This window comes from Rhizorhabdus sp. GW822-FHT03C02, from assembly GCF_058801765.1.
Genome location: NZ_JBXANN010000020.1, coordinates 48,502 through 69,978 on the forward strand (window position 1 = coordinate 48,502; position 21,477 = coordinate 69,978).

20 protein-coding genes are annotated in these 21,477 nt (G+C 66.1%); 12 read left to right on the forward strand and 8 right to left on the reverse strand.

Annotated elements, in window-relative coordinates; genetic code table 11:
• Positions 1-156: 156 nt before the first annotated feature.
• Positions 157-933, reverse strand: coding sequence for a phosphoribosylaminoimidazolesuccinocarboxamide synthase (gene purC / locus AC1RM6_RS29015; RefSeq protein WP_493107887.1), 777 nt, complete (start codon positions 931-933; stop codon positions 157-159).
• Between the two features lie 321 nt (positions 934-1,254).
• On the opposite strand from purC, the gene AC1RM6_RS29020 reads away from it, so the two are divergent.
• Positions 1,255-3,159: a potassium transporter Kup gene (locus AC1RM6_RS29020; RefSeq protein ID WP_493107889.1), complete on the forward strand. Its 1,905-nt coding sequence runs from the start codon at positions 1,255-1,257 to the stop codon at positions 3,157-3,159.
• Between the two features lie 75 nt (positions 3,160-3,234).
• On the forward strand, positions 3,235-4,794 hold the full coding sequence (locus tag AC1RM6_RS29025; RefSeq protein ID WP_493107891.1) for an AMP-binding protein: 1,560 nt from the start codon (positions 3,235-3,237) through the stop codon (positions 4,792-4,794).
• Between the two features lie 76 nt (positions 4,795-4,870).
• Here AC1RM6_RS29025 and AC1RM6_RS29030 read toward each other — a convergent pair whose 3' ends face one another.
• Entirely contained in the window at positions 4,871-5,026 is a 156-nt protein-coding gene (locus AC1RM6_RS29030) for a hypothetical protein (protein ID WP_493107892.1), read from the reverse strand.
• Positions 5,027-5,147: 121 nt separating this feature from the next.
• Between AC1RM6_RS29030 and AC1RM6_RS29035 the strand changes: the two genes are divergently transcribed.
• Positions 5,148-6,053 carry a LysR substrate-binding domain-containing protein gene (locus AC1RM6_RS29035; RefSeq protein ID WP_493107894.1) on the forward strand — a complete coding sequence of 302 codons (906 nt, stop codon included), beginning with the start codon at positions 5,148-5,150 and terminating at the stop codon, positions 6,051-6,053.
• Positions 6,054-6,328: 275 nt separating this feature from the next.
• On the opposite strand, the gene AC1RM6_RS29040 is transcribed toward AC1RM6_RS29035, so the two are convergent.
• Positions 6,329-8,395, reverse strand: a complete 2,067-nt coding sequence (locus tag AC1RM6_RS29040) for a S46 family peptidase (RefSeq protein ID WP_493107896.1) — start codon at positions 8,393-8,395, stop codon at positions 6,329-6,331.
• A gap of 116 nt (positions 8,396-8,511) precedes the next feature.
• Here AC1RM6_RS29040 and parC point away from each other — a divergent pair, with 116 nt between their 5' ends.
• Both parC and AC1RM6_RS29050 read left to right on the forward strand, forming a co-directional pair.
• Positions 8,512-10,761: a DNA topoisomerase IV subunit A gene (gene parC / locus AC1RM6_RS29045; RefSeq protein WP_493107898.1), complete on the forward strand. Its 2,250-nt coding sequence runs from the start codon at positions 8,512-8,514 to the stop codon at positions 10,759-10,761.
• Positions 10,762-11,028: 267 nt separating this feature from the next.
• Entirely contained in the window at positions 11,029-12,804 is a 1,776-nt protein-coding gene (locus AC1RM6_RS29050) for a putative bifunctional diguanylate cyclase/phosphodiesterase (RefSeq protein ID WP_493107900.1), read from the forward strand.
• Here AC1RM6_RS29050 and AC1RM6_RS29055 read toward each other — a convergent pair.
• The 4 genes from AC1RM6_RS29055 to AC1RM6_RS29070 are packed head-to-tail and all read right to left on the reverse strand — an operon-like array spanning position 12,780 to position 15,682.
• Positions 12,780-13,979, reverse strand: a complete 1,200-nt coding sequence (locus AC1RM6_RS29055; RefSeq protein WP_493107902.1) for a CCA tRNA nucleotidyltransferase — start codon at positions 13,977-13,979, stop codon at positions 12,780-12,782. The genes AC1RM6_RS29050 and AC1RM6_RS29055 overlap by 25 nt on opposite strands.
• Positions 13,976-14,566 (reverse strand): CoA pyrophosphatase, encoded by a 591-nt coding sequence (locus AC1RM6_RS29060; RefSeq protein WP_493107904.1) that lies wholly within the window; start codon positions 14,564-14,566, stop codon positions 13,976-13,978. Before AC1RM6_RS29060 ends, AC1RM6_RS29055 begins: the two co-directional genes overlap by 4 nt.
• Entirely contained in the window at positions 14,563-15,135 is a 573-nt protein-coding gene (locus AC1RM6_RS29065; RefSeq protein ID WP_493107906.1) for a DUF1285 domain-containing protein, read from the reverse strand. Before AC1RM6_RS29065 ends, AC1RM6_RS29060 begins: the two co-directional genes overlap by 4 nt.
• 16 nt (positions 15,136-15,151) lie before the next feature.
• Positions 15,152-15,682 (reverse strand): GNAT family N-acetyltransferase, encoded by a 531-nt coding sequence (locus AC1RM6_RS29070; protein WP_493107908.1) that lies wholly within the window; start codon positions 15,680-15,682, stop codon positions 15,152-15,154.
• A gap of 126 nt (positions 15,683-15,808) precedes the next feature.
• Between AC1RM6_RS29070 and AC1RM6_RS29075 the strand changes: the two genes are divergently transcribed.
• From AC1RM6_RS29075 to AC1RM6_RS29085, 3 genes are all read left to right on the forward strand, one after another.
• Positions 15,809-16,438, forward strand: a complete 630-nt coding sequence (locus tag AC1RM6_RS29075) for a glutathione S-transferase family protein (RefSeq protein WP_493107910.1) — start codon at positions 15,809-15,811, stop codon at positions 16,436-16,438.
• Positions 16,439-16,595: 157 nt separating this feature from the next.
• Entirely contained in the window at positions 16,596-17,318 is a 723-nt protein-coding gene (locus AC1RM6_RS29080) for an SDR family oxidoreductase (RefSeq protein WP_493107912.1), read from the forward strand.
• A gap of 4 nt (positions 17,319-17,322) precedes the next feature.
• The gene (locus AC1RM6_RS29085; protein ID WP_493107914.1) at positions 17,323-17,724 is read left to right on the forward strand and encodes a dihydroneopterin aldolase; all 402 of its coding nucleotides are present in this window, start codon (positions 17,323-17,325) and stop codon (positions 17,722-17,724) included.
• A 91-nt stretch (positions 17,725-17,815) separates the two neighbouring features.
• Here AC1RM6_RS29085 and AC1RM6_RS29090 read toward each other — a convergent pair whose 3' ends face one another.
• Positions 17,816-18,712, reverse strand: coding sequence for a hypothetical protein (locus AC1RM6_RS29090; protein ID WP_493107917.1), 897 nt, complete (start codon positions 18,710-18,712; stop codon positions 17,816-17,818).
• Positions 18,713-18,981: 269 nt separating this feature from the next.
• Between AC1RM6_RS29090 and AC1RM6_RS29095 the strand changes: the two genes are divergently transcribed.
• The 4 genes from AC1RM6_RS29095 to AC1RM6_RS29110 all read left to right on the forward strand — a co-directional run bounded on the left by AC1RM6_RS29095 (position 18,982) and on the right by AC1RM6_RS29110 (position 21,460).
• Positions 18,982-19,608: an energy transducer TonB gene (locus AC1RM6_RS29095; RefSeq protein WP_493107919.1), complete on the forward strand. Its 627-nt coding sequence runs from the start codon at positions 18,982-18,984 to the stop codon at positions 19,606-19,608.
• 84 nt (positions 19,609-19,692) lie between these two features.
• Positions 19,693-20,415, forward strand: coding sequence for a MotA/TolQ/ExbB proton channel family protein (locus AC1RM6_RS29100; protein WP_493107921.1), 723 nt, complete (start codon positions 19,693-19,695; stop codon positions 20,413-20,415).
• A gap of 107 nt (positions 20,416-20,522) precedes the next feature.
• Positions 20,523-21,002 carry an ExbD/TolR family protein gene (locus AC1RM6_RS29105; protein ID WP_493107923.1) on the forward strand — a complete coding sequence of 160 codons (480 nt, stop codon included), beginning with the start codon at positions 20,523-20,525 and terminating at the stop codon, positions 21,000-21,002.
• A gap of 32 nt (positions 21,003-21,034) precedes the next feature.
• Positions 21,035-21,460 (forward strand): ExbD/TolR family protein, encoded by a 426-nt coding sequence (locus AC1RM6_RS29110; RefSeq protein ID WP_493107925.1) that lies wholly within the window; start codon positions 21,035-21,037, stop codon positions 21,458-21,460.
• The last annotated feature ends 17 nt before the right edge of the window (positions 21,461-21,477 follow it).

Genomic DNA, 21,477 nt, shown 5'->3' on the forward strand with positions numbered 1-21,477 from the left:
GCGTCGGGAATCAACCTCCCGATTCTTCACGAGGAAGATCATGTCTAGCAAAGTTGTTGTAAATGGCGTTGCGCCCAATTGCGGCGCGAATGCGGCAGGCCGATGTCACGATCCTGCCGCATTTGCCCCGCGGCCGGGGCTGGGGCGATCCGCCGCCTATTTGCCCTTGTTCTTGCGGTGCTTCTCGAGGTCCAGCACGGTCGTGTCGCCCTCGGGCAGCAGCCCGAGTCGCCGGGCGATTTCCTGATAGGCCTCGACCTCGCCGCCCAGATCCTGGCGGAAACGATCCTTGTCGAGCTTCTCGCCGGTGGCCATGTCCCACAGCCGGCAATTGTCGGGGCTGATCTCGTCGGCCAGGATGATGCGGGCATAGTCATTGTCCCACAGCCGGCCGAATTCGAGCTTGAAATCGACCAGCCGGATCCCGATCCCGGCGAACAGCCCGCACAGGAAATCATTCACCCGGATCGCCATGTCGGCGATGTCGTGCATCTCCTCCTGGCTCGCCCAGCCGAAGCAGGCGATATGCTCTTCGGACACCATCGGGTCGCCGAGCGCATCGTCCTTGTAGCTATATTCGATGATCGTGCGGGGGAGCTGGGTTCCCTCCTCGATCCCGAGCCGCTTGGTCAGCGAACCCGCGGCGACGTTGCGGATCAGCACCTCGATCGGGACGATCTCGACCTGCCGGATCAGCTGCTCGCGCATGTTGAGCCGGCGGATGAAATGGGTCGGGATGCCGATCATCGCCAGCAGCGTGAACAGATGCTCGGAGATGCGGTTGTTGAGCACGCCCTTGCCGCTGATCGTGCCCTTTTTCTGGGCGTTGAACGCGGTGGCGTCGTCCTTGAAATATTGGATCAGGGTGCCGGGCTCGGGTCCCTCATAGAGGATCTTGGCCTTGCCTTCGTAGATCTGGCGGCGGCGGGTCATATCGTTCGGGCCTCCGGGGGCTCGGAAAAACTAAAAACTAAAGATGCCCCGGAGACGTCGTCGATTCGGACGCGGCACCGGGGCAATTCGGAACCGCCCTTACCGCGATTGCGTTCCCCGCGCAAACGGACCGTACCGATCCGGAGCATGGTCGCGAAATCGCGTGCATTCGCGAACTGGCGGGCTTAGGTCGCGCGACGTGCAGGCAGCCTGCACGATATGGGGCCGATGATGGCGGATGTAAGAGGCGTGACGACCGCCGGAAAAATCCCAGCCGGCGATAAGCCGGAAAAGGGGCTTCCCGGCGGTAAGCCGGAAAAAGTGGCCGCCAGCGGCAAGCCCGGGATAACGGCGCTGACCCTCGGCGCGCTGGGCGTCGTGTTCGGCGACATCGGCACCAGCCCGCTCTACGCCTTTCGCGAGGCGCTCGGCCAGGCGGCGGCCGACGGCATCGTCGCCGGCGAGATATTGGGGGTGCTCAGCCTCGCGCTCTGGGCGCTGATCCTCGTCGTCACCTGCAAATATGTGCTGTTCCTGATGCGCGCCGACAACAACGGCGAAGGCGGGGTACTCGCGCTGATGGCGCTCGCGCAACGCTCGGCGCGCAACCGCCAGATGCTCGTGCTGTGCCTGGGCGCGGCCGGTGCCGCGCTCTTCTACGGCGACAGCATCATCACCCCGGCGCTGTCGGTGCTGTCGGCGGTCGAGGGGATCAAGACGATCCCCGGCTGGCACGACATACCGCATGGGCTGATCATCATGATCAGCGCGGGCATCCTGATCGGGCTGTTCGTGATCCAGTCGCGCGGCACCGAACTGGTGGCCCGGCTGTTCGGCCCGATCTGCCTGCTCTGGTTCGTCGTCATCGCGGCGATGGGGCTGATCCACATCTTCGACGAGCCGGCGATCTTCGCGGCCTTCTCGCCGCATTATGCGGTGCTGTTCATGGCCAATCACGGGATCGCCGGCCTGTTCGTGCTGGGCGCGGTCTTCCTGACCGTCACCGGCACCGAGGCGCTGACCGCCGATATGGGCCATTTCGGGGCGCGGCCGATCCGGATCGGCTGGTTCGCGATCGTCTTTCCGGCGCTCGCGCTCAACTATCTGGGGCAGGGGGCGTTCGCGCTCCATCGGCTCGAGGTGGCGGCGGCCGAGGGGCGCGAATTCGTCAACCGCGACTGGTTCTTCCTGATGGCGCCGGGCAATCTGCGCATCCCGCTGGTGATCATCGCGACGATGGCGACGGTGATCGCCAGCCAGGCGGTGATCACCGGCGCCTATTCGCTGACCCAGCAGGCGATCCAGCTCGGCCTGCTGCCGCGGCTGCGGATCCGCCAGACCTCGCGCCACGCCGCCGGCCAGCTCCATATCCCGATCGTCACGACCCTGCTGTTCATCGGCGTGATGATTCTCGTGCTCGGCTTCGGCTCCTCGTCGGCGATGGCGGCGGCCTACGGCATCTCGGTGACGGGCACGATGGTGGTGACCACGCTGCTCGCCTTCATGGTCGTGCGGCGAACCTGGCGCTGGAGCCGCGCCGCCGCGCTGGGTCTGATCGTGCCCTTCCTGCTGCTCGATCTGTTCTTCTTCGGCGCGAACATCCTGCGCGTCTATGAAGGCGGCTGGGTGCCTCTGCTCGTCGCGGCGATGATCGGGCTGCTGATCGCGACCTGGGTGCGCGGCCGCAAGATGTTGCTCGCGATCGACAGCAGCCAGGCGATCGCGCTCGACGAACTGGCGAAGATTCTCGCCGCGCGCCCGCCCGAGCGGGTGTCGGGCACCGCGATCTTCCTCGCGTCCGAACGCGACGCGGCGCCCAGCGCGCTGCTCCACAATCTCAAGCACAACAAGGTGCTCCACGAGCATAATCTGACGCTCACCATCCGCACCACCCAGACCCCGCTGGTGGCGCCCGAGGACCGGCTCGAAATCGTCCGGCTCGACGATAATTTCAGCCGGGCGGTGATGAGCTACGGATTCATGGAGAATCCCGACGTCCCCAACGATCTGGCGGCGGCGCTGGCGCGCGACGACAATGCGCTCGAACCGATGCGGACCAGCTATTTCATCGGCCGGTCGACGCTGCGGCCGTCCAAGCATAGCGGCATGCCGTTCTGGCAGGATCTGCTGTTCATCTTCCTTTATCGCAACGCGTCCGACCCGACCGACTTCTTCCGGATTCCGGCCAACCGCGTCGTCGAACTGGGATCGCAGACGACGATCTGATTTCGGTCTGTGGCATTGCCGATGACGCCGAGCTTGCTAAGCTTCTTTCAAAAGCAGCAGGGATGAGGGCGCGCGATGCATGAGGATCTCCACCGGCCGCTCTATGTCGTCGATCTGCTGGTCAACGCGCTGAGTCAGACGCCGGATCGGCCGCTGATGCGGATGGCGGACGGGACGATGCTCACCGTCGGCGCGATGCGCGACGAGACCAGCCGCTTCGTCCAGGCGCTGGGCAAGCTTGGCGTCGGTCGTGCGGTCCGGGTCGGGCTCTTGTCGTCGAACCGGCCCGAGGTCGTCCATGTCAGCCACGCGGTCCAGCTGCTCGCCGCCATCTATATTCCGCTCCACCCGCTCGCCGGGCTCGGCGACCATCTCCACGCGATCGACGATGCCGGGATCGAGCTGCTGATATTCGACGCGCGCCATGGCGACCGGGTCGCCGCGCTCGCGGCCGAGCGGCCGGATCTGAAGCTCGTCGCCTTCGATTCCAGCCCGCTCGCCGCCGATCTCTGCGCGCTGGCGGCGGCCGAAACCCCGGCGCGGCTGGCGGCGCCGCGGGTCGAGCCCGACGATATCATGCGGATGGGTTATTCGGGGGGGACCACCGGCAAGCCCAAGAGCCTCGCCACCAGCCAGCGCGGCAGTCTGGCGACGCTGTCGCTGATGCTGTCCGAATGGGAATGGCCCAACCCGCCGCACATCTTGTCGTGCGCGCCGCTCAGCCATGCCGGGGCGGCGATGATCCTGCCGACGCTGATGAAGGGCGGCACGATGCTGATCCTGCCGGGGTTCGATCCGGTCGCGGTCATGCAGGCGATCGAGGATCATCGCATCAATTCGATGCTGCTGGTGCCGACGATGATCTATGCGCTGCTCGACCATCCGCGCTTCGGCGAGTTCGACCTGTCGAGCCTCGAAACGATATTCTACGGCGCCTCGGCGATAGCACCGGCGCGATTGAAGGAGGCGATCGAGCGGATCGGCCCGGTCTTCTTCCAGTTCTACGGCCAGGCCGAGGCGCCGATGTCGATCACCGTGCTGCGCAAGGCCGAGCATCTCGTCGACGATCCGATCCGGCTGGCGAGCTGCGGCCGGCCGGTGCCGTGGATCCATGTCGAACTGCTCGATGCCGAGGACCGGCCGGTTGCCGACGGCGAACCGGGCGAGATCTGCGTGCGCGGGCCGCTGGTGTTCGACGGTTACCGCAACCTGCCCGAGCTCACCGAACAAGCCTTTTCGGGCGGCTGGCTCCACACCGGCGACGTCGCGGTGCGCGATCCCGGCGGCTATCTGCGGATCATCGACCGCACCAAGGACATGATCGTCACCGGCGGCTTCAATGTCTACCCGCGCGAGATCGAGGATATTTTGAGCGAGCACCCGGCGGTGTCGCAGGCGGCGGTGATCGGGGTTCCGCACCCCAAATGGGGCGAGGCGGTGACCGCGGTGGTGGTGCTGCGCGCGGGAGAGGCGGTAACGGTCGAGGATCTGATCGCGCTGGTTGCCGATCGCAAGGGGCGCTTTCAGGCCCCGAAGATCGTCGAATTCCACGATGCGATCCCGCAGACCGCGGTGGGCAAGCCCGACAAGAAAGTGCTGCGGGCGATGTTTGCGGCCAGGGTGACGGCCGGATAGAGGCAGGACAAGGCCGGCACCGACCGTTCCGATCGCGGAAGGTCGATGCCGGCCTATTCTCCGGACGGTCGTCGCATCAGAAGCGGCGCTGCCGATGATCGATGCGGATTTCGTCGGTCGCCGGCCAGGCCTGGTGTTCGGCCCACCAGCGCAAGCCTTCGGCGACCTGGACGCGGGCGCGGGCCAGCCGGCCGGACAGGCCGCTGCCGGGGCTTTCCTTTATCTGTGCCATGATCATTCTCCTCCTCGCGGACGAAGCGGCTTGCATCGTCCGACAAGGCGGAATTAGGATTTATGGCGGATCGACGCCAATCGAGCGTCGATCACTGCACATAAGGAGGACTTATCTAGCGATGGCGCGCCAACTGCCGCCGCTGACCGCGGTCCGGGTGTTCGAGGCGGCCGCGCGCCACCTCAACTTCACCCGCGCTGCCGACGAACTGGCGATGACCCAGGCGGCGGTCAGCTATCAGATCAAGCTGCTCGAGGAGCGGCTGGGCACGGCGCTGTTCGTCCGCACCGGCCGGCGGGTGTCGCTGAGTGCGGCCGGGCATCGGCTGGCGCCGCAGGTTTCGGGGGCGTTCGACCAGCTCGACGACGCCTTCGCCAAGGTCCGCGAGGATGAAGGCGGCGTGCTCGCGATCAGCGCCGCGCCCGGCATCGCCGCGCTGTGGCTGGGGCCGCGGCTCGCGCGTTTCCAGCTCGCCCGCCCCGACATCGCGATCCGCCTGACCGCCGCGCACGAACTCGTCGATTTCGCGCGCGATCCGATCGACGTCGGGGTGCGGATCGGTTTCGGCGAATGGCCCGGCCTGCGCGCCTATGAGCTGTTCCCGGCCGAATTTGCGCCGGTGTGCAGTCCTGATTTCCTCGCGCGCTTCGGTCCCTTCACCGATGCCGCGCAGCTTCTCGACGTACTGCGCGTCAACTCGGACGATCGCTGGTGGCGCGCCTGGTTCGCGCAGATGGGGATCGACGCCGAGGATCTGCTCGACAAGCGCACCTTCCATGTCGACTCGCAGGCGATCGAGGGGATGACCGCGATCGCGGGGCACGGCATCGCGATGCTCACCCCCGGTTTCTGGCCGTTCGAACTGGCGACCGGCCGGCTCGTCCAGCCTTTCGGCCATGTCGGGCGCGAGGGCGGCTTCTACCTCGTCTATCCCGAGCATCGCCACAATGTCGGGAAGATCCGGGCGTTTCGCGAATGGCTCCTGGAGGAAGCTAGAGCAGCAAGTCTTCAATCCGACCCACCGTGATTGCCCTGAAGAAGGTCCGTGGCGAGAAGCAGCGCGCAGCGCGGGCTGGTCTGCCCCGTGCAAGCGCTGCGACGCTGCCACGGGGCTTTTCAGGGCAACCCCGCAGGGGCGGGCCGATTTTGGTCCATCGCAGCGTCTGTCGTCGGTCACAATGGACCCGCATTGCTCCCTTCTCCATCCTCGCGCTGGACCAAAATCGACTCCGTCACGGTGGGTCGGATTGAAGGCTTGCTGCTCTTAGGGCGGCGCCGGGCCGGGCGCCGCCTGCTGATTCCTTATTTCGCCCGCAATTCCTTGAGCAAAGCCGGCGCCGGATAGACCTTGGTCAGTGCCTCCTCGACCGCGCCCATCGACACAACGACGGTGCGGTTGAGCGCCGGGTCGAAGCCATAGGCGCCGCCCAGCGAGTGGATGTTGCCGTCGAACGCCGCGCCGATCACCGATCCGTCGGCGGCGATCACCGGCGATCCCGAATTGCCGCCGATGATGTCGTTGGTGGTGACGAAGTCGAACACCCGGCCCTTGTCGATCTTCGCCTCGGCCGCCGCCCATTTGCCGGGCAGGTCGAACGGCGGCGCCCCGGTTGCCCGCGCATAGAGGCCGGCGAAGTCGGTGGTCTCGGGATTGGTCGTACCCTGATAGGTCCAGCCCTTGACCGCGCCATAGCTGATCCTCAGCGTGAAGGTCGCGTCGGGATAGACGTCCTTGCCATAGGCGGCGAAGCGCGCCCGGGCGAGCCGCGACTGCGCCGCGGTGACCGGTGCGTCATAGTCGGCGCGGTAGCGGTCCTTGACCGCGCGGGCGTCGGCCTCGGCGGCGGCGGCGAAGCGGATCAGCGGGTCCTTCGACGCCTCGACCGCGGCCAGCCCGCCGTCGAACAGCGCCTTGCGCGCCGTGGGATCGGCGAGAGCGGTGCCGGCGATCAGCGTCTTCGCCAGCGCCTCGGGTGACTCCTTGCCCAGCAGCCTTTTGACCTCGGGCGCATCGGTGCCCAGATATTCGCGGGTCTTCGACAGCCACAGTTCGACGTTCATCTGCTCGAGCCACGGATAGATCGGCCGTGCGTCGGTCAGTTCCTTCTCGATCAGCGCCAGCCGCGATTCGGTATATTCGGGCAGCCGCTCGGCATTGGGCTTGGCGCGCTCGGTCGCCGCCCGGACGATCGTGCGGGCATAATGATAGAGTTCGGACGGGCCGCCGGCGCGGCGCTCGAGCCACGCATAGCGGTCGTAGAAATCGCGATACGCCTTGCTGGCGGTCTCGATCTCGCCCCACGGATCGCCGATATCGGCCTTGAGCTTGGGATCGGCGGCGACCTTTGTGCGCAACTCGGTCTCGGCCGCGGCCAGCTTGCCGGCGAAATCCGGGTCGAGCAGCGCCTTCTCCTGGCCATAATAGACCTTGAAGCCATTCTCCATGCTGAACAGCTGGTCGGCGCCGGTCCGCTGCCGCTCGGCATCGCTCTGGCCGCCTGCGATCAAGCGTCCGCGCAACTCGGACAAATAGATCAGCGTCGCCGGTATCGCCACGTCGCGCTGGAAGGCGAACTGCGCCTGGGTGTAGAGCCTTTGGGTGCTGCCCGGATTGCCGACGACATAGGTAACCTCGCCCGATTTGGGCGGGCGCGGATTCCAGCTCAGATGCGCCTTGGTCGCGACCGGCTTGCCGTCCTCGTAGAGCCGCAGGAAGGCCGCGTCATTGTCGTAACGCGGGAAATTGAAATTGTCGGGGTCGCCGCCGAAGAACGCCGCCTGGAACTCGGGGGCGTAGGCCAGCCGCACGTCCGAATATTTGCGGTAGGTGTAGAGCTTATATTCGCCGCCGCCATAGAGGGTGACGACCTGGCAGCGCTGCTTCGCCTTGTCGGTGCAGCCCGCGCCCTCGATCCGCGCGATCTCGGCATCGCGGGCGCGTGCCAGCGCGTCGCCGGTCAGGCTGCCGATCGCCTTCATCACCTGGGGGGTGACGTCGGTGATCAGTGTGACGATCTCGGCCTGCTGGCCCGGGCATTTGAGCTCCTTCGGCTTGTCGGCGGCGACGAAGCCGTCCTTGAGCAGGTCGGCTTCCTTGGTCGAATTGGCCTGAGCGCAATCGACCACGCAATGATTGTTGGTCAGCACCAGCCCCTGCGCCGACACCACCGAGGCCGAACAGCCGCCGGTCAGCCGCACTGCCGAGGCGCGCACCATGTCGAGCCAGGCCTGATCGGGTGCCGATCCATAGGCCGCCTTGACCTTCGCCGCCGGGAAAGCGTCGAAGGTCCACATGCCCTCGTCGGCGTGCGCCGCGGCAAAGGGGAGGATGGCCGCAATCGCGGTCGCGGCGAAAAGGCGATGCTGCATGATATAAGCCCCGTTCGATCGATCGATGCCGTCTTATCGGTGCAGGGCGGCGGCTTTGCCAAGAGGCCGCGTGACGGGCCATTTGCCCGGCACGCTTTACCCGCTAGACAATCCCCATGACCGATACCGCCGACTTGCCCGACAACATCCGCGACACCCCCTTCGACAGCGCGCTTTCCGACCGCTACCTCGTCTACGCCCTGTCGACGATCACTGCGCGGTCGCTGCCCGACGTTCGCGACGGGCTTAAGCCGGTCCACCGGCGCCTGCTCTGGGCGATGCGGCTGCTCAAGCTCGATCCGGCCTCGGGCTACAAGAAATGCGCGCGCGTCGTCGGCGACGTGATCGGCAAATATCATCCGCATGGCGACCAGTCGGTCTATGACGCGATGGTCCGCCTCGCCCAGACCTTCTCGCTGCGCTATCCGCTGGTCGACGGGCAGGGCAATTTCGGCAATGTCGACGGCGATAATGCCGCGGCGATGCGCTACACCGAGGCGCGGCTGACGATCGCCGCCGGCGACCTGATGGCCGGCCTCGACGAAGGCACCGTCGACTATCGGCCGACCTATAATGGCGAGGAGGAAGAGCCCGAGGTTTTCCCCGGCTTGTTCCCCAATCTGCTTGCCAATGGGGCGTCGGGGATCGCGGTCGGCATGGCGACCTCGATCCCGCCGCACAATGTCGCAGAGCTGATCGACGCGGCGATCCTGCTGGTCGATCAGCCGCATGCCGATATCGCGATGCTGCTCGAATATGTGCAAGGCCCCGATTTCCCGACGGGCGGCATTCTCGTCGACAGCAAGGCTTCGATCGCCGAAGCCTATGCGACGGGACGCGGCGGCTTCCGCGTTCGCGCTCGCTGGCGGATCGAGGACCAGGGACGCGGAACCTGGTTCGCGGTGATCGACGAGATCCCGTTCCAGGTCCCCAAGTCCAAGCTGATCGAGGCGATCGCCGAACTGATCAACGACAAGAAGCTGCCGATCCTCGCCGACGTCCGCGACGAATCCGACGAGACGATCCGCATCGTCCTCGAGCCGCGCAGCCGCACCGTCGATCCGGCGATGCTGATGGACAGCCTGTTCCGGCTGACCGACCTCGAGGTGCGGATCTCGCTCAACCTCAACGTGCTCGACGACACCCGGACCCCGGGGGTGATGAGCCTCAAGGAGGTGCTCGCCGCCTGGCTCAAGCACCAGTTCGAGGTGCTGATCCGCCGCTCGAAATATCGGCTCGCCAAGATCGCCGACCGGATCGAACTGCTCGACGGCTATCTGATCACCTATCTCAACCTCGACCGGGTGATCGAGATCATCCGCTCCGAGGATGAGCCCAAGCCGGTGCTGATCGCCGAATTCTCGCTGACCGATCGTCAGGCCGAAGCGATCCTCGACATGCGGCTGCGGCGACTGCGCAAGCTCGAGGAAATGGAGATTCGCAAGGAACGCGACTCGCTCGATGCCGAAGGCAAGGGGCTCGAGGCGCTGATCGAGAACCCGGCGAAGCAGCGCACCCGGATGAAGCGCGATCTTGCCGCCGTGCGTGCGCGCTATGGCCCCGAAACCCCGCTCGGTGCCCGCCGCACCACGCTGGCCGAGGCCGGGCCGGCGCGCGAGATCCCGATCGAGGCGATGATCGAGCGCGAACCTGTTACCGTCATCCTGTCGCAACGCGGCTGGATCCGGGCGATGAAGGGCCATGCCGACGCCGCGCAGATCGCCGCGATCAAGTTCAAGGAAGGCGACGGTCCGGCCTTCGCGGTCAAGGCGCAGACCACCGACCGCATCCTGATGGCGACCGACGGCGGCCGCTTCTACACGCTCGCCGCCGACAAGCTGCCAGGCGGTCGCGGTTTCGGCGAACCGGTCCGCCTGTTCGCCGATATCGAAGGCGATTCGCGGATCGCTGCGCTGGTGGTGGCGCGGCCGGGGGCGGAACTGCTGCTCGCGTCGAGCGACGGCCGCGGCTTCGTCGCCGACATGGGCGAGATCGTCGCCGAGACCCGCAAGGGCAAGCAGGTCGTCAACCTGCGCGACAAGGCGCTGGTCAAGGTCATCCACCTCGTCGGCGGGACGGACGATTATGTCGCGACGATCGGCGACAACCGCAAGATGGTGATCTTCCCGCTGAGCGAGTTGCCGCGCATGGCGCGCGGGCAGGGCGTCCAGCTCCAGCGCTACAAGGATGGGGGGCTTTCGGACGCGATCAGCTTCCGCTTCGAGGATGGGCTCAGCTGGACGATGGGCGGCGAAAGCGGGCGGACCCGGACCGAGTCCGATCTGTCGCTGTGGCGCGCGGCGCGCGGTGCCGCGGGACGGATGCCGCCGGTCGGCTTCCCGCGCGACAATCGTTTCCAGAACTAGAGCATTTTCAAGTCAGGTGGAATCACCTGACGGCTCGGAAAATGCGGAAAACAAAGACAATTTAGAGGATGTCCTGATCAACCTGATCAGGACATCCTCTAATACCGGATCCCGATCGGGATCCGGTATCAGCCAGCGCGGCGTTTGAGCAAATCGATCGAGGATGCGTCAGCATCTTCGAGATCGCGTATGGCGCAGGGGCGCGAACCCCGGGCGCGATCTTCAATGGAAAGAGTAAGTTAACGAACGCGCGCTATTGCGATGATCATGCGCGCGGTCAAACGTCAGAAGCCGGATGAAGCGGAGGTCCCGATTCCACGGGGCGATTCGCCCGATTTCCAGTTTCCCGCCGGCCTGCAGGCGCTGGTCGATACGCCGCGGCTGGCCGCGCGCCAGGAGTTCATCGATTCGCTGCCGGTCGCGGTCGCGCTGATCGCCGATATCGAGAGCGGTCCCCGCATCCTCGCCCGCAACCGCGCCTTTCTGGCACTGTCCGATCGCCGGGGGACGTCGCGCTCGGTCCAGGATCGCGCCGATCTGTGCAGCGGGATCGACCTGCCGCTGAATGCGGAGATTGAATCCTTCTTCGCGTCCGATGCGCAGGACCGGATCATCGACATGCAGGAAGGCGACGGCATCGTCGGTCGCCATTTCTCGGTGCGGCTGTGCCGGCTGCGACAGGGCCGCTCGCCGCGGCCGCGCTGCATCCTGTCGCTGATCGATCGCACCGCCCAGATCGTGAGCGAACGATCGCTGCGTGCCGAGATGCAACGCGACAGCCTGACCGGATTGCCCAACCGTACGGCCTTTGCCGAGCGGGTCGAGGCGGCGATCGACGGGGGCGACAGCAATTTCGCGGTGCTGCTGATCGACCTCACCCGGTTCAGCCGGGTCAATGAGGGCGTCGGCAGCCTCGCCGGCGACGAACTGCTGATCACCGTCGCCCGCCGGCTGATCTCGGCATTGTCGCCGACCGACATGCTGGCGCGGCTCGGGGGCGACGAATTCGGGGTGCTGCTGTCCGGCGGTGAGGGCAATGTCGATGCGTTGCGCGCGGCCGGGCGCATCCAGGCCGGCCTGGCCACCCCGGTCCGGCTCGGCGAACTCGAGATCAAGGTCGATTGCGCGGTCGGCTGTGCGCTGGCGTCGTCGGGGATCGCTTTTGCCGAGGAGATCATCCGCAACGCCCAGTTCGCGATGAAGCGTGCCAAAAGGTCGGGCCGCGCCGAAATCTACAAGGTCGCCGACAGCACCGCGGCACGTGACCGTTTCCGACTCGAGACCGATCTGCGCCGCGCGATCGAAAAGGATCAGCTCACCCTCGCCTTCCAGCCGCTGATCTCGCTCGAGACCGGCAAGGTTGCCGGGTTCGAGGCGCTGGCGCGCTGGCATCATCCCGAACGCGGTCCGATCCCGCCCACCGAGTTCATCGCGGTCGCCGAGGAATCGGGCCTGATCGTCCAGCTCGGACGCTGGGCGTTGCGCGCGGCCTGCCGGACGCTAGCCGAATGGGACCGGCGGGCCGGATCGCCCCAGCCGGTCTATATGTCGGTCAACGTCTCGGCGGTGCAGTTCCAGCGCGACGATGTCGTGTCGGCGGTGAATGCGGCGCTGGCCGAAAGCGGCATCGCCGGCAACCGGCTCAGCCTCGAACTGACCGAGAGCTGCATCGTCGCCGATCCCGAAGGCATCAACCGGGTGCTCAGCGCGATCCACGATCTCGATATCCGGATCGCGATGGACGATTTCGGCACCGGCTATTCGAGCCTCGCCTATCTCCAGCGGCTGCCGATCGACGTGCTCAAGATCGATCGCAGCTTCATCACGCCGATGCTCAAGGACCGCGATTCGGTGGCGATCGTCCGCGCGGTGCTCAGCCTGGCTTCGGCGCTCGGCATGACCACCACCGCCGAAGGGGTCGAGACCGAGGAGCTTGCCGAAACGCTGGTCGCGCTCGGCTGCGACATCGCCCAGGGCTATTATTTCGCCAGGCCGCTGCCGGCCGACGAGGCGTTCACCTATATGCGCGCGCGCAGGGCCTGAACCAGCACTTCGTCGACGATCGCGTCGAGCCGCGGCGACGGCGGAAATCCTTCTTCGATCCAGCGCCGTTCGATCGCCTGCAAGGTCGCCGCCACCACCGGCCCCGCGGTCAGGCCGCGCGCGATCAGCGTCCCGCCGCCGACCGGCAGTGATGGGCGCTGCCAGCCGTCGAGCAGCGCGAGTTCGTCCGCGGGGGCCATGCGCCGCAACAGCAGGTCGCGCGCCACATCCGCTCCGAAACGATAGGCGATCGCCGGACCGGGGGCATCGCTCGGTGTCGCCGTCTGCTCGATTCGCCGCGTCGCCAGCTTCGACAGTTTGAGCCGCTGGGCGACCCCGGATGCCACTTTGGGGTCCTGGGGCAGCAGTGCGCCCAGCCGCCGCAGCGGATCGGCCGCGGTATCGGTCGCGGCCTCATGCGCGACCAGCGCCACCAGCCGGTCGACGCCGCACGCATCGATCTCGGGGATCACCGGGGTGAAGATGCCGCTTTCGCGCATCAGCGCGACCGTCGGCCCGGGATCGGCCACGCCGAGCAGCTTGAGCAGCTCGTCGGCGATCCGCTCGCGCGACAGCGCCATCAGGTCGTTGGCGCGCTGGCGGCAAGCGTCCAGCGCGGCCTGGTCGGGTGCGCCCCGGCCGAAGCGGGCATGGAAGCGGAAGAAACGCATGATCCGCAGATGATCCTCGGCGATCCGCTGGAGCGGGTCGCCGATGAACCTGACCAGCCCTTCGGCCAGGTCGGCGGTGCCGCCGAAATAATCGTGGATCGCTCCGCTGGCCGGATCGGCGAACAGCGCGTTGATCGTGAAGTCGCGGCGCGCCGCATCCTCCTTCCAGTCGTCGGTGAAGGCGATCGTCGCATGGCGCCCGTCGGTGGCGACGTCGCGGCGCAGCGTCGTCACCTCGATCGGTCCCGACGGCAGCACCGCGGTGACGGTGCCATGGGCGAGCCCGGTCGGCACCGCCTTGAAGCCCGCCGCCTTCACCCGTCGCATCGTCTCCTCGGGCGCTAGCCGGGTCGCGCAGTCGACGTCCTTGACCGCCAGGCCCAGCAGCGTGTCGCGGACCGCGCCGCCGACGAAGCGGGTGGTCCCGTCGCCGGCGCCGAGCGCGTCGAGCAGCGTGCAGAGCCCCGGCTGTTCGCGCCAGGATGCGGGTGGCAGGTTGGTCATGCGAAGGCGCGCAGGCGTCGGCTGAGGTTGACGATCAGTCCGCCGGTCACCCCCCAGATACGATAATCGCCCCAGTCGATCTCGTAAAATTCGCGATGATGGCCTTCGAACATCACGCTCTGTTTCACCTGGTTGCGCGGATCGATGACATGAGCGAGCGGCGGCTCGAAGATTTCGGCGACTTCGGCCTCCTGGGGGATCAATGTCAGCCCCTCGGGGACGACCGCCACCACCGGGGTGATGTCATAGCCGGTGCCGGTGCGGTAGCGCGCGGTCGTGCCGACCACCAGCGGTATGTCGCGCGGCAGGCCGATCTCTTCCTCGGCCTCGCGCAGCGCGGCTGCCACCGGCCCGTCGTCCTCGCGGTCGACCCGCCCGCCCGGAAAGGCGATCTGGCCGGCATGCGCGCGCAGATTGGCGTGCCGCACGGTCAGCAGCACCCGCGGCTCGGGGGCATCGACGATCGCGACCAGCACCGCGGCGGGCATCAGCTGGTGCGGCTCGAAATGGTCGGCCTGGCGGTCGGAGAAGATATTGGGCTCGTCGTGCGCGAAGGCCTCGCGCAGCCGTTCGACCAGCGCGCTCATCCGGCGTCCAGCGCGAAGAACTCGCCCGCGCTCCATAGCCCCGGGGGATCGGCGCCTTCGTCGAGCGCCAGGTTGACCAGCTCGTAATAGACCGATCGCGACACCAGCGCGTCGAGCCCGTTGCGGACCGTCAGATAGGGATGGGGGCCGTCGTCGCGCTGTTCGATCCGCAACCGGTGTGCGGCATCGGCGACGACCAGCGTCTCGGTGTTGAGCCGGAACGCCATCCGCCGGTCGCGGCCTTCACCCTCGCTCTTCATCTCGACCGCGACGAACGGGGCGTCGTCGACCGCGATCGAGAGCTTCTCGACCGGGGTCACCAGCACATAGCCGCCATCGGGCTCGCGCCGCAGGATCGTCGAGAACAGCCGGACCATCGCCGCGCGGCCGATCGGCGATCCCTGGTGGAACCAGGTGCCGTCGCTGGCGATTCGCATCTCGCTGTCGCCGCAATGGCTGGGGTTCCAGCTGTCGACCGGCGGCAGGCGCTTGGCTTCGACCAGCGCGGCGATGTCGCTCAGCGACAGGCCGGCAAGATCGGGCGGCGGCGGGGCGTTGGTCTCGGGCATCGCCCGCGATTAGACGTCATTGGTCATGCGCGACAAGAGCGGGCACGACCCGTGGACGCATCTCGGCATCGATCGGTAGCCCCGGCCCGGCTTTCACCCGGGCGAGCAGCCGCCGCCGTTCGACCGGACCGGGGACCTGCCATCCGCCGGTGCGATCGGCCGAGAAGCCGAAGAAGCGCTCATAATATTCGGGGTCGCCGATCAGCACGAGCGTCTCGGCATGGTGCGAATCGGCCCGCGCCAGCATCGCCTCCATCAGCATCCGGCCGATCCCGTCGCGCTGCCGCTCGGGCGAGACCGCCACCGGGCCGACCAGGATCAGCGGCGTGGTGCGGCCATTCGCCTGAATGAGTTCGATCGGCCAGCACTGGATGCTGCCCACCAGCATGCCCTGTTCGACCGCCGCGAGACTGAGATCGTCGATCGCTTCGGTGCCGGCGCGCAGCCGGTAGGCGGTTCGCCCGTGTCGTTCGGGTCCGAAGGCCTGGTCGAGCAGCGATTCGACCGCGGCGGCGGACATCTGGGCGAGGGGCGTGATGCTGATCAATTCTGGCTTGTGTTCCTTGGGTACGGATAAGCGGCGTGGGTATCGAAGGCGCCGATACTGGACGGCGCAGGGGCGCGCCTTTAGCGTCTCATCGATGAATTCCAAGACAATTTCGGGTAAGCGGCGATGAAGCTTTTCGATGCGGCCTGGGCGCCGAGTCCGCGGCGGGTGCGCATCTATCTCGCCGAAAAGGGAATAAGCGTCGAAACCGAGACCGTCGATCTGCGGGGCGGCGCCCATTACCGACCGCCTTATTGCGATCTCAACCCGCGCCGCCAGCTGCCGGCGCTGCTGCTCGACGACGGCACGCTGATCGACGATTCGGTCGCGATCTGTCGCTATTTCGAGGCGCTGCATCCCGATCCGCCGCTGTTCGGCCACGACGCTCGCGAGATCGGGCTGGTCGAGGCCTGGATAAGGCGGATCGAGAGCGATTGTTACGCCCCGATCGTCTACGCGTTTCGCAATCGCTCGCCGGCCTTTGCCGATCAGGGCGTGCCGGGTTTTCCGGGGACCCCGCAGATCGCCGAATTGATCGATCGCGGGAACCGGATGTGGCCGGTGTTCGTCGATGCGCTCGAGGCCCATCTGGCGGCGAATGCCTGGCTGGCCGGCGAGCATTTTTCGTTCGCTGATATCGTTGCGATGGTGGCGATCGACTTCGCGGTGACGACGCGGATGCCGACTCCGCTCGATCGGCCGTCGATCGCGCGCTGGCACGAATCGGCGGCGGCCCGCCCGTCGGCGAAAGCGTGATTGTCCCCATCAAATGGGGAGAAGCTGTGGATAAGATGTGGACGGCTATGTTCCACGGCCCCGACGCCGTGACCATGCATCGACTTGCCCGATTTTCGGGCAGCCCCTATCGCTGGGCATGATGACGCCCGAGTTCGGACCCGACAGGACTGCGATCGTGACCGGTGGCGCGCGCCGCATCGGTGCGGCCTTCGTCCGGGCGCTCGCCGAAGATGGCTGGTCGGTTCTGATCCATTGCCGCGAATCGGTCGACGAGGCCGAGGCGCTGGCGGCCGAGGTCGGGCGCGCCAGCGTCGTATCGGCCGATCTCGCGACGGTCGCGGGGCCCGACAGGGTGGTCGATGCGCTCGCCGGGCTTCCGCCGCCGGCGCTGCTGGTCAACAGCGCCTCGCTGTTCATCCACGATAGCCAGGACGATTTCACCGCGGAACAATGGGATCTGCACATGGCGGCCAATGTCCGCGGACCGGCGCTGCTGTCGCGGGCCTTCGCCCGCGCGGTGCCGGCGGGGGCGGGGGGCCTGATCGTCAATCTGCTCGACGCCAAACTGTCGCAGCCCAACCCCGATTTCTTCTCCTACACCGTCTCGAAGATGGCGTTCGCCGGCCTCGGCGAGTTGATGGGTCGGGTGTTTGCCGGGCAGGGGATCAGGGTCAATGCGATCGCCCCGTCGGTGACGATGGTGTCGGGACCGCAGAGCCGCGAGAATTTCGCCAAGGTTCATGCGATGAACGCGCTCGGCCGCGGGGTCGACGTCGCCGATCTCGTCCGGGCGCTGCGATTTCTGATCGCCTCGCCGACGATCACCGGCCAGACGATTACTGTCGACGGCGGCCAGCGTTTCCTGTCGCTGCCGCGCGACGTGCAATTCATGGAGTAGCCAGGTGCCGCTTTCGCCCTCCGGACTCGACGGGCTCGTCCCCGAATCGCTCACCCCGCGTACGCGGCGGATTTTCCTTCGCGACTTCGCGCTGCCGGTCGATATCGGCTTTCATGATTTCGAGATCGGCACCCCGCAGCGCATCTTCGTGACGATCGAGGTCTGGCTCGACGAGGCCTCGTTCGCCGCCGAGGATGTCGTCGCGGCCGCCTGGGACTATGATTTCCTGCGCAGCGAAGTGCTGCGGCTCGTCGAAGGACGCCGGTTCAATCTGCAGGAGACGCTGGCGCGCGAAATCTACACGCTGGTCGCGGCGCGCGCCGGCGTGACCGCGCTCCGGGTGTCGACCCATAAGCCCGACGTGTATCCCGATGCCGCGGTCGGTGTGGAGCTGGCCTCGTTCTGACCGCCTGTCGTGCCGGTTTCGGCCGGCGGCGATGCGCAGAACGCAACGCTCAGAAGGTCAGATCAACGGCCGAAACTTTCGCTCCTCGGTATCAGGCTCCGCCGGCCGGTCGCGGGATCGTGCGGCCGCACGATCCGAGCTGCTCGATCACATAGCCATAGTCCTTGCGCACGGCGTCGGCATCGGCGGCCGAGAGTGCGCGGGCGCTGCGTTCGGGGAGGGTGCGTGGCAGGAAGCAGGCGAGACGGTACCACAGCAGCGTGTCGCGGGTGGGCGGCACCGCACCATCGTCGACGATCTCGCTCAGCGCCACCGCCCATTGCGGCCGTTCGCCGGGGCGACGCAGCACCGACAAGGAGATCGGCCGGTTGTCGGCGGTCTGCAGGAATATCTGCGCTTCGCTCTCCCCGGGAATCGCCCCGGGCACGAAAAAGGCGTTGCCGACCCCGGTGATCCGCGGCGGCGGCGGGTTCTTGCTCGCCTCGCCAAGGATGGCGCGGAGACGTGATTCGCTGTTTTGCGTCCAGACGAGGTGAGAATAAGGTGAAGTGAGCGCTATCACCTGGGGCTTGTTGGGAACCCTGTTCGCGATCGCCAAAAATCGCATTTTTTTCAGCTTGGGCGCCTTGCCCTTCGCATCGAGCGGAACGTCGGCGACATAGCTGACCGCGCCGGCCATCCCGTCTGCTCCTTTGAGCAGCATCTGGACGTTCGCATTGATCAGAAAACGGGCAAATCCCGGGGCGAGGCCGGGGGCGAGTTCGCCCTTGAGCCGCTCGGCCTCGACGACCTCCAATCCCGCCACAACCTGTGCTGCAAGTGCGAGATCGGCGGTGTCCGAATAGCTTAGGCTCGGCACTGCAGCGATTGTCGCCGATGGAGAAGGGGCGGTTTGCGCCGCCAGACAAGGATTGAGCAGCGCTGCGCCTGACATATAAGCAAATATCATGCCACTTACTGCGATGCGGCGGAAATTGTGGTTCGGCATAGGGGCTGAATCCTCGTCACATCGGGTCCTGAGATCGCCATAACCGGCCCCGATCAGGGCCGCCAAGCCCAAAATCGGGCTCGATGGCGGGTTTTCGACGGTTGCGTCGCTCTTACTGTCGCGATAAGGACACACTCCGCCAAAATAATACGTTGAGAAAGATTGGCGGTTACGGGCCGGCCTCCGCGTGCTCCCTGCGCGGCTCCGGCAAGGTTTCAGCTCGTGGACTGGAGGAGTGTCGTTCCTTAATGGCTTATGCTGATCAAACGATGAGCACGCGCAAGGTGGTGTCGATCGGGCTGGTGGTCCTCCTGCACGCGACCATTGGCTACGCCTTCATCACTGGGCTCGCGTTCAATGTCATCAAGAAGGTCTCCAAAGACCTTACCACGGTGGATATCCAGGAAGCGCCTCCTCCTCCCGAGGACAAGCCGCCTCCCCCTCCGCCTGAGCAGAAGATCGAGCCGCCGCCCGTCGTGGCGCCGCCTCCGATCGTGCAGGTAGCACCGACGATGGCCCCGCCGATCGTGTCGGTTCCGGTCGCGCCGCCTGTCGTCATCACTCCGACCGCGCCGCCGGCTCCGCCGCCGCCGCAGATCGCAACCCCGCTCAAGGCGCGTGGCGATTCGAAGCTTTGGGTCACGCCGGAGGATTATCCCTCGGCCGATCTCCGCGCCGAGAATCAGGGCACGACCGGCTTCCGTCTGGACGTCGATCCGACCGGCAAGGTGAGCAACTGCACCATCACCCAGTCGAGCGGGTTCCCGTCGCTGGATGCCAAGGCCTGCCAGATGCTGATGCGCCGTGCGCGTTTCGCTCCTGCCAAGGACCCGGCCGGCAACGGATTGGCCGCCAGCTATTCGAACCGCGTTCGTTGGCAGGTGCCGAAGGAATAAGCTCCACGCTATAGAGGACGCGGCCTGGCCGTTCGTCTTCGCTGAAGACAAACTGTAAAGATCAAGAGAAGGAATAATCGGTTTATGGCTACCCCTCCGGCAGGCGACAATCCGTATGGCCTGATGGCCGCACTTCAGCAGGGCGGCATCGTCGCCCAGACGATTTTTGCCATTCTCGTCATCATGTCGGCCGCTTCCTGGTACATCATCTTCACCAAGCTCATCGAGCAGCAGAAGATCCTGAACCAGGGCAAGCGCGCCCGCGCCACCTTCTGGTCCTCGCCGAGCCTGCGCGACGGCCAGGCGAAGCTCGAGAAGAACTCGGCCTATCGCCAGATCGTCGACGACGGCCTGCTCGCGCAGGACCAGCACACCCTGCTGACCGATCCCGTCGATCAGCATGAGTGGCTGCTCGGCTCGCTGGCCCGCAGCCAGGCCTATGTGAACTCGAAGCTCGGCAACGGCCTCGCGGTGCTCGCCACCGTCGGTTCGACCTCGCCGTTCGTCGGTCTGCTCGGCACGGTTATCGGTATCTACCGCGCGCTCGTGAAGATCGGTGCGGCCGGTCAGGCCTCGATCGACGCCGTCGCCGGCCCGGTCGGTGAAGCGCTCATCATGACCGCCATCGGTCTGGTCGTCGCGGTTCCCGCGGTGCTCGGCTACAACTGGCTGATCCGTCGCAACAAGGTGATCGCCGAGCAGATCAGCGCCTTCTCGACCGACCTCCATGGCTACATGGTGTCGGCCGGCGCGGTGAAGCCGGTTTCGGTCGCCAAGCCTGCCACGGCGCCCGCCGTCAAGAAGTGACCCTCTGAATCGATCGGGACGGGCCAGCGGCCCGTCCCGACAGGTTCAGCCATTGGGAGGTTTCCGCCACCGGACCCTCCGACTGAAGTAGAATAGGATTTCAGCCGATGGCCATGAGTGCGGGCCCCGCCGAAGACAATTCCCCGATGTCAGACATCAACACGACGCCGCTCGTCGACGTCATGCTGGTGCTCCTGATCATCTTCCTGATTACCGTCCCGGTTGCGATTCAGACGATCCCGGTCAAGCTGCCGAATGTTCGTTACGAACCGACCACCACCAAGCCCGAGAACGTCTCGCTGTCGATCCGCGCCGCCAGCAATGGCGCCTGCGAGGTTTTCTGGAACCAGACTCCGGTGACCGCGTCGGAACTGATCGACCGGAGCGTCGCCAAGCTGCGCGCAGAGATCGACAAGCAGGGTGGCCCCAACGCCCCCGGCCTCGAGCTGCCCGAAGTCCATATCCGCGGTGACATCAACACGCCCTACCGTTGCATCGGTGGCGCGATGTTCACGATGCAGCGCGCGGGCTTCACCAAGGTGGGCTTCATTTCCGAGCCGCCCCCGGGAGGCAACGGACGTTTCTGATCTGATCGCGTTTCTGGAGAGGAGTGACGATTATGGCCATGGCAGCAGCGACCCCCGCCGGGGAACCGATGATGGATATCAACACGACGCCGTTGATCGACGTCATGCTGGTGCTCCTGATCATGTTCATCATCACCATTCCGCTCCAGAGCCACGCGGTTAAGATCGACACGCCGCAAGATCCGATAGCCCCGCTGAAGGACGTGAATCCGGTCAAGAACAAGGTGACCATCGACGCGATGGGCACCATTTTCTGGAACGGTAACCCCGTCGATCTGCTGCGACTGCGCCAGTATCTGGACATGACCCAGCAGATGAGCCCGATCCCCGAGCTTCATGTCCAGCCTGATCCGCAGGCGCGCTATGTGGTGGTGGACGAGGTGCTGGCCGTGACCAAGAAGGCTCAGGTCACGAAAATGGGTTTCGTCGGTAACCAGGCTTACAGCAGCGCATTCTAGCCGCTGATTTGAATTCG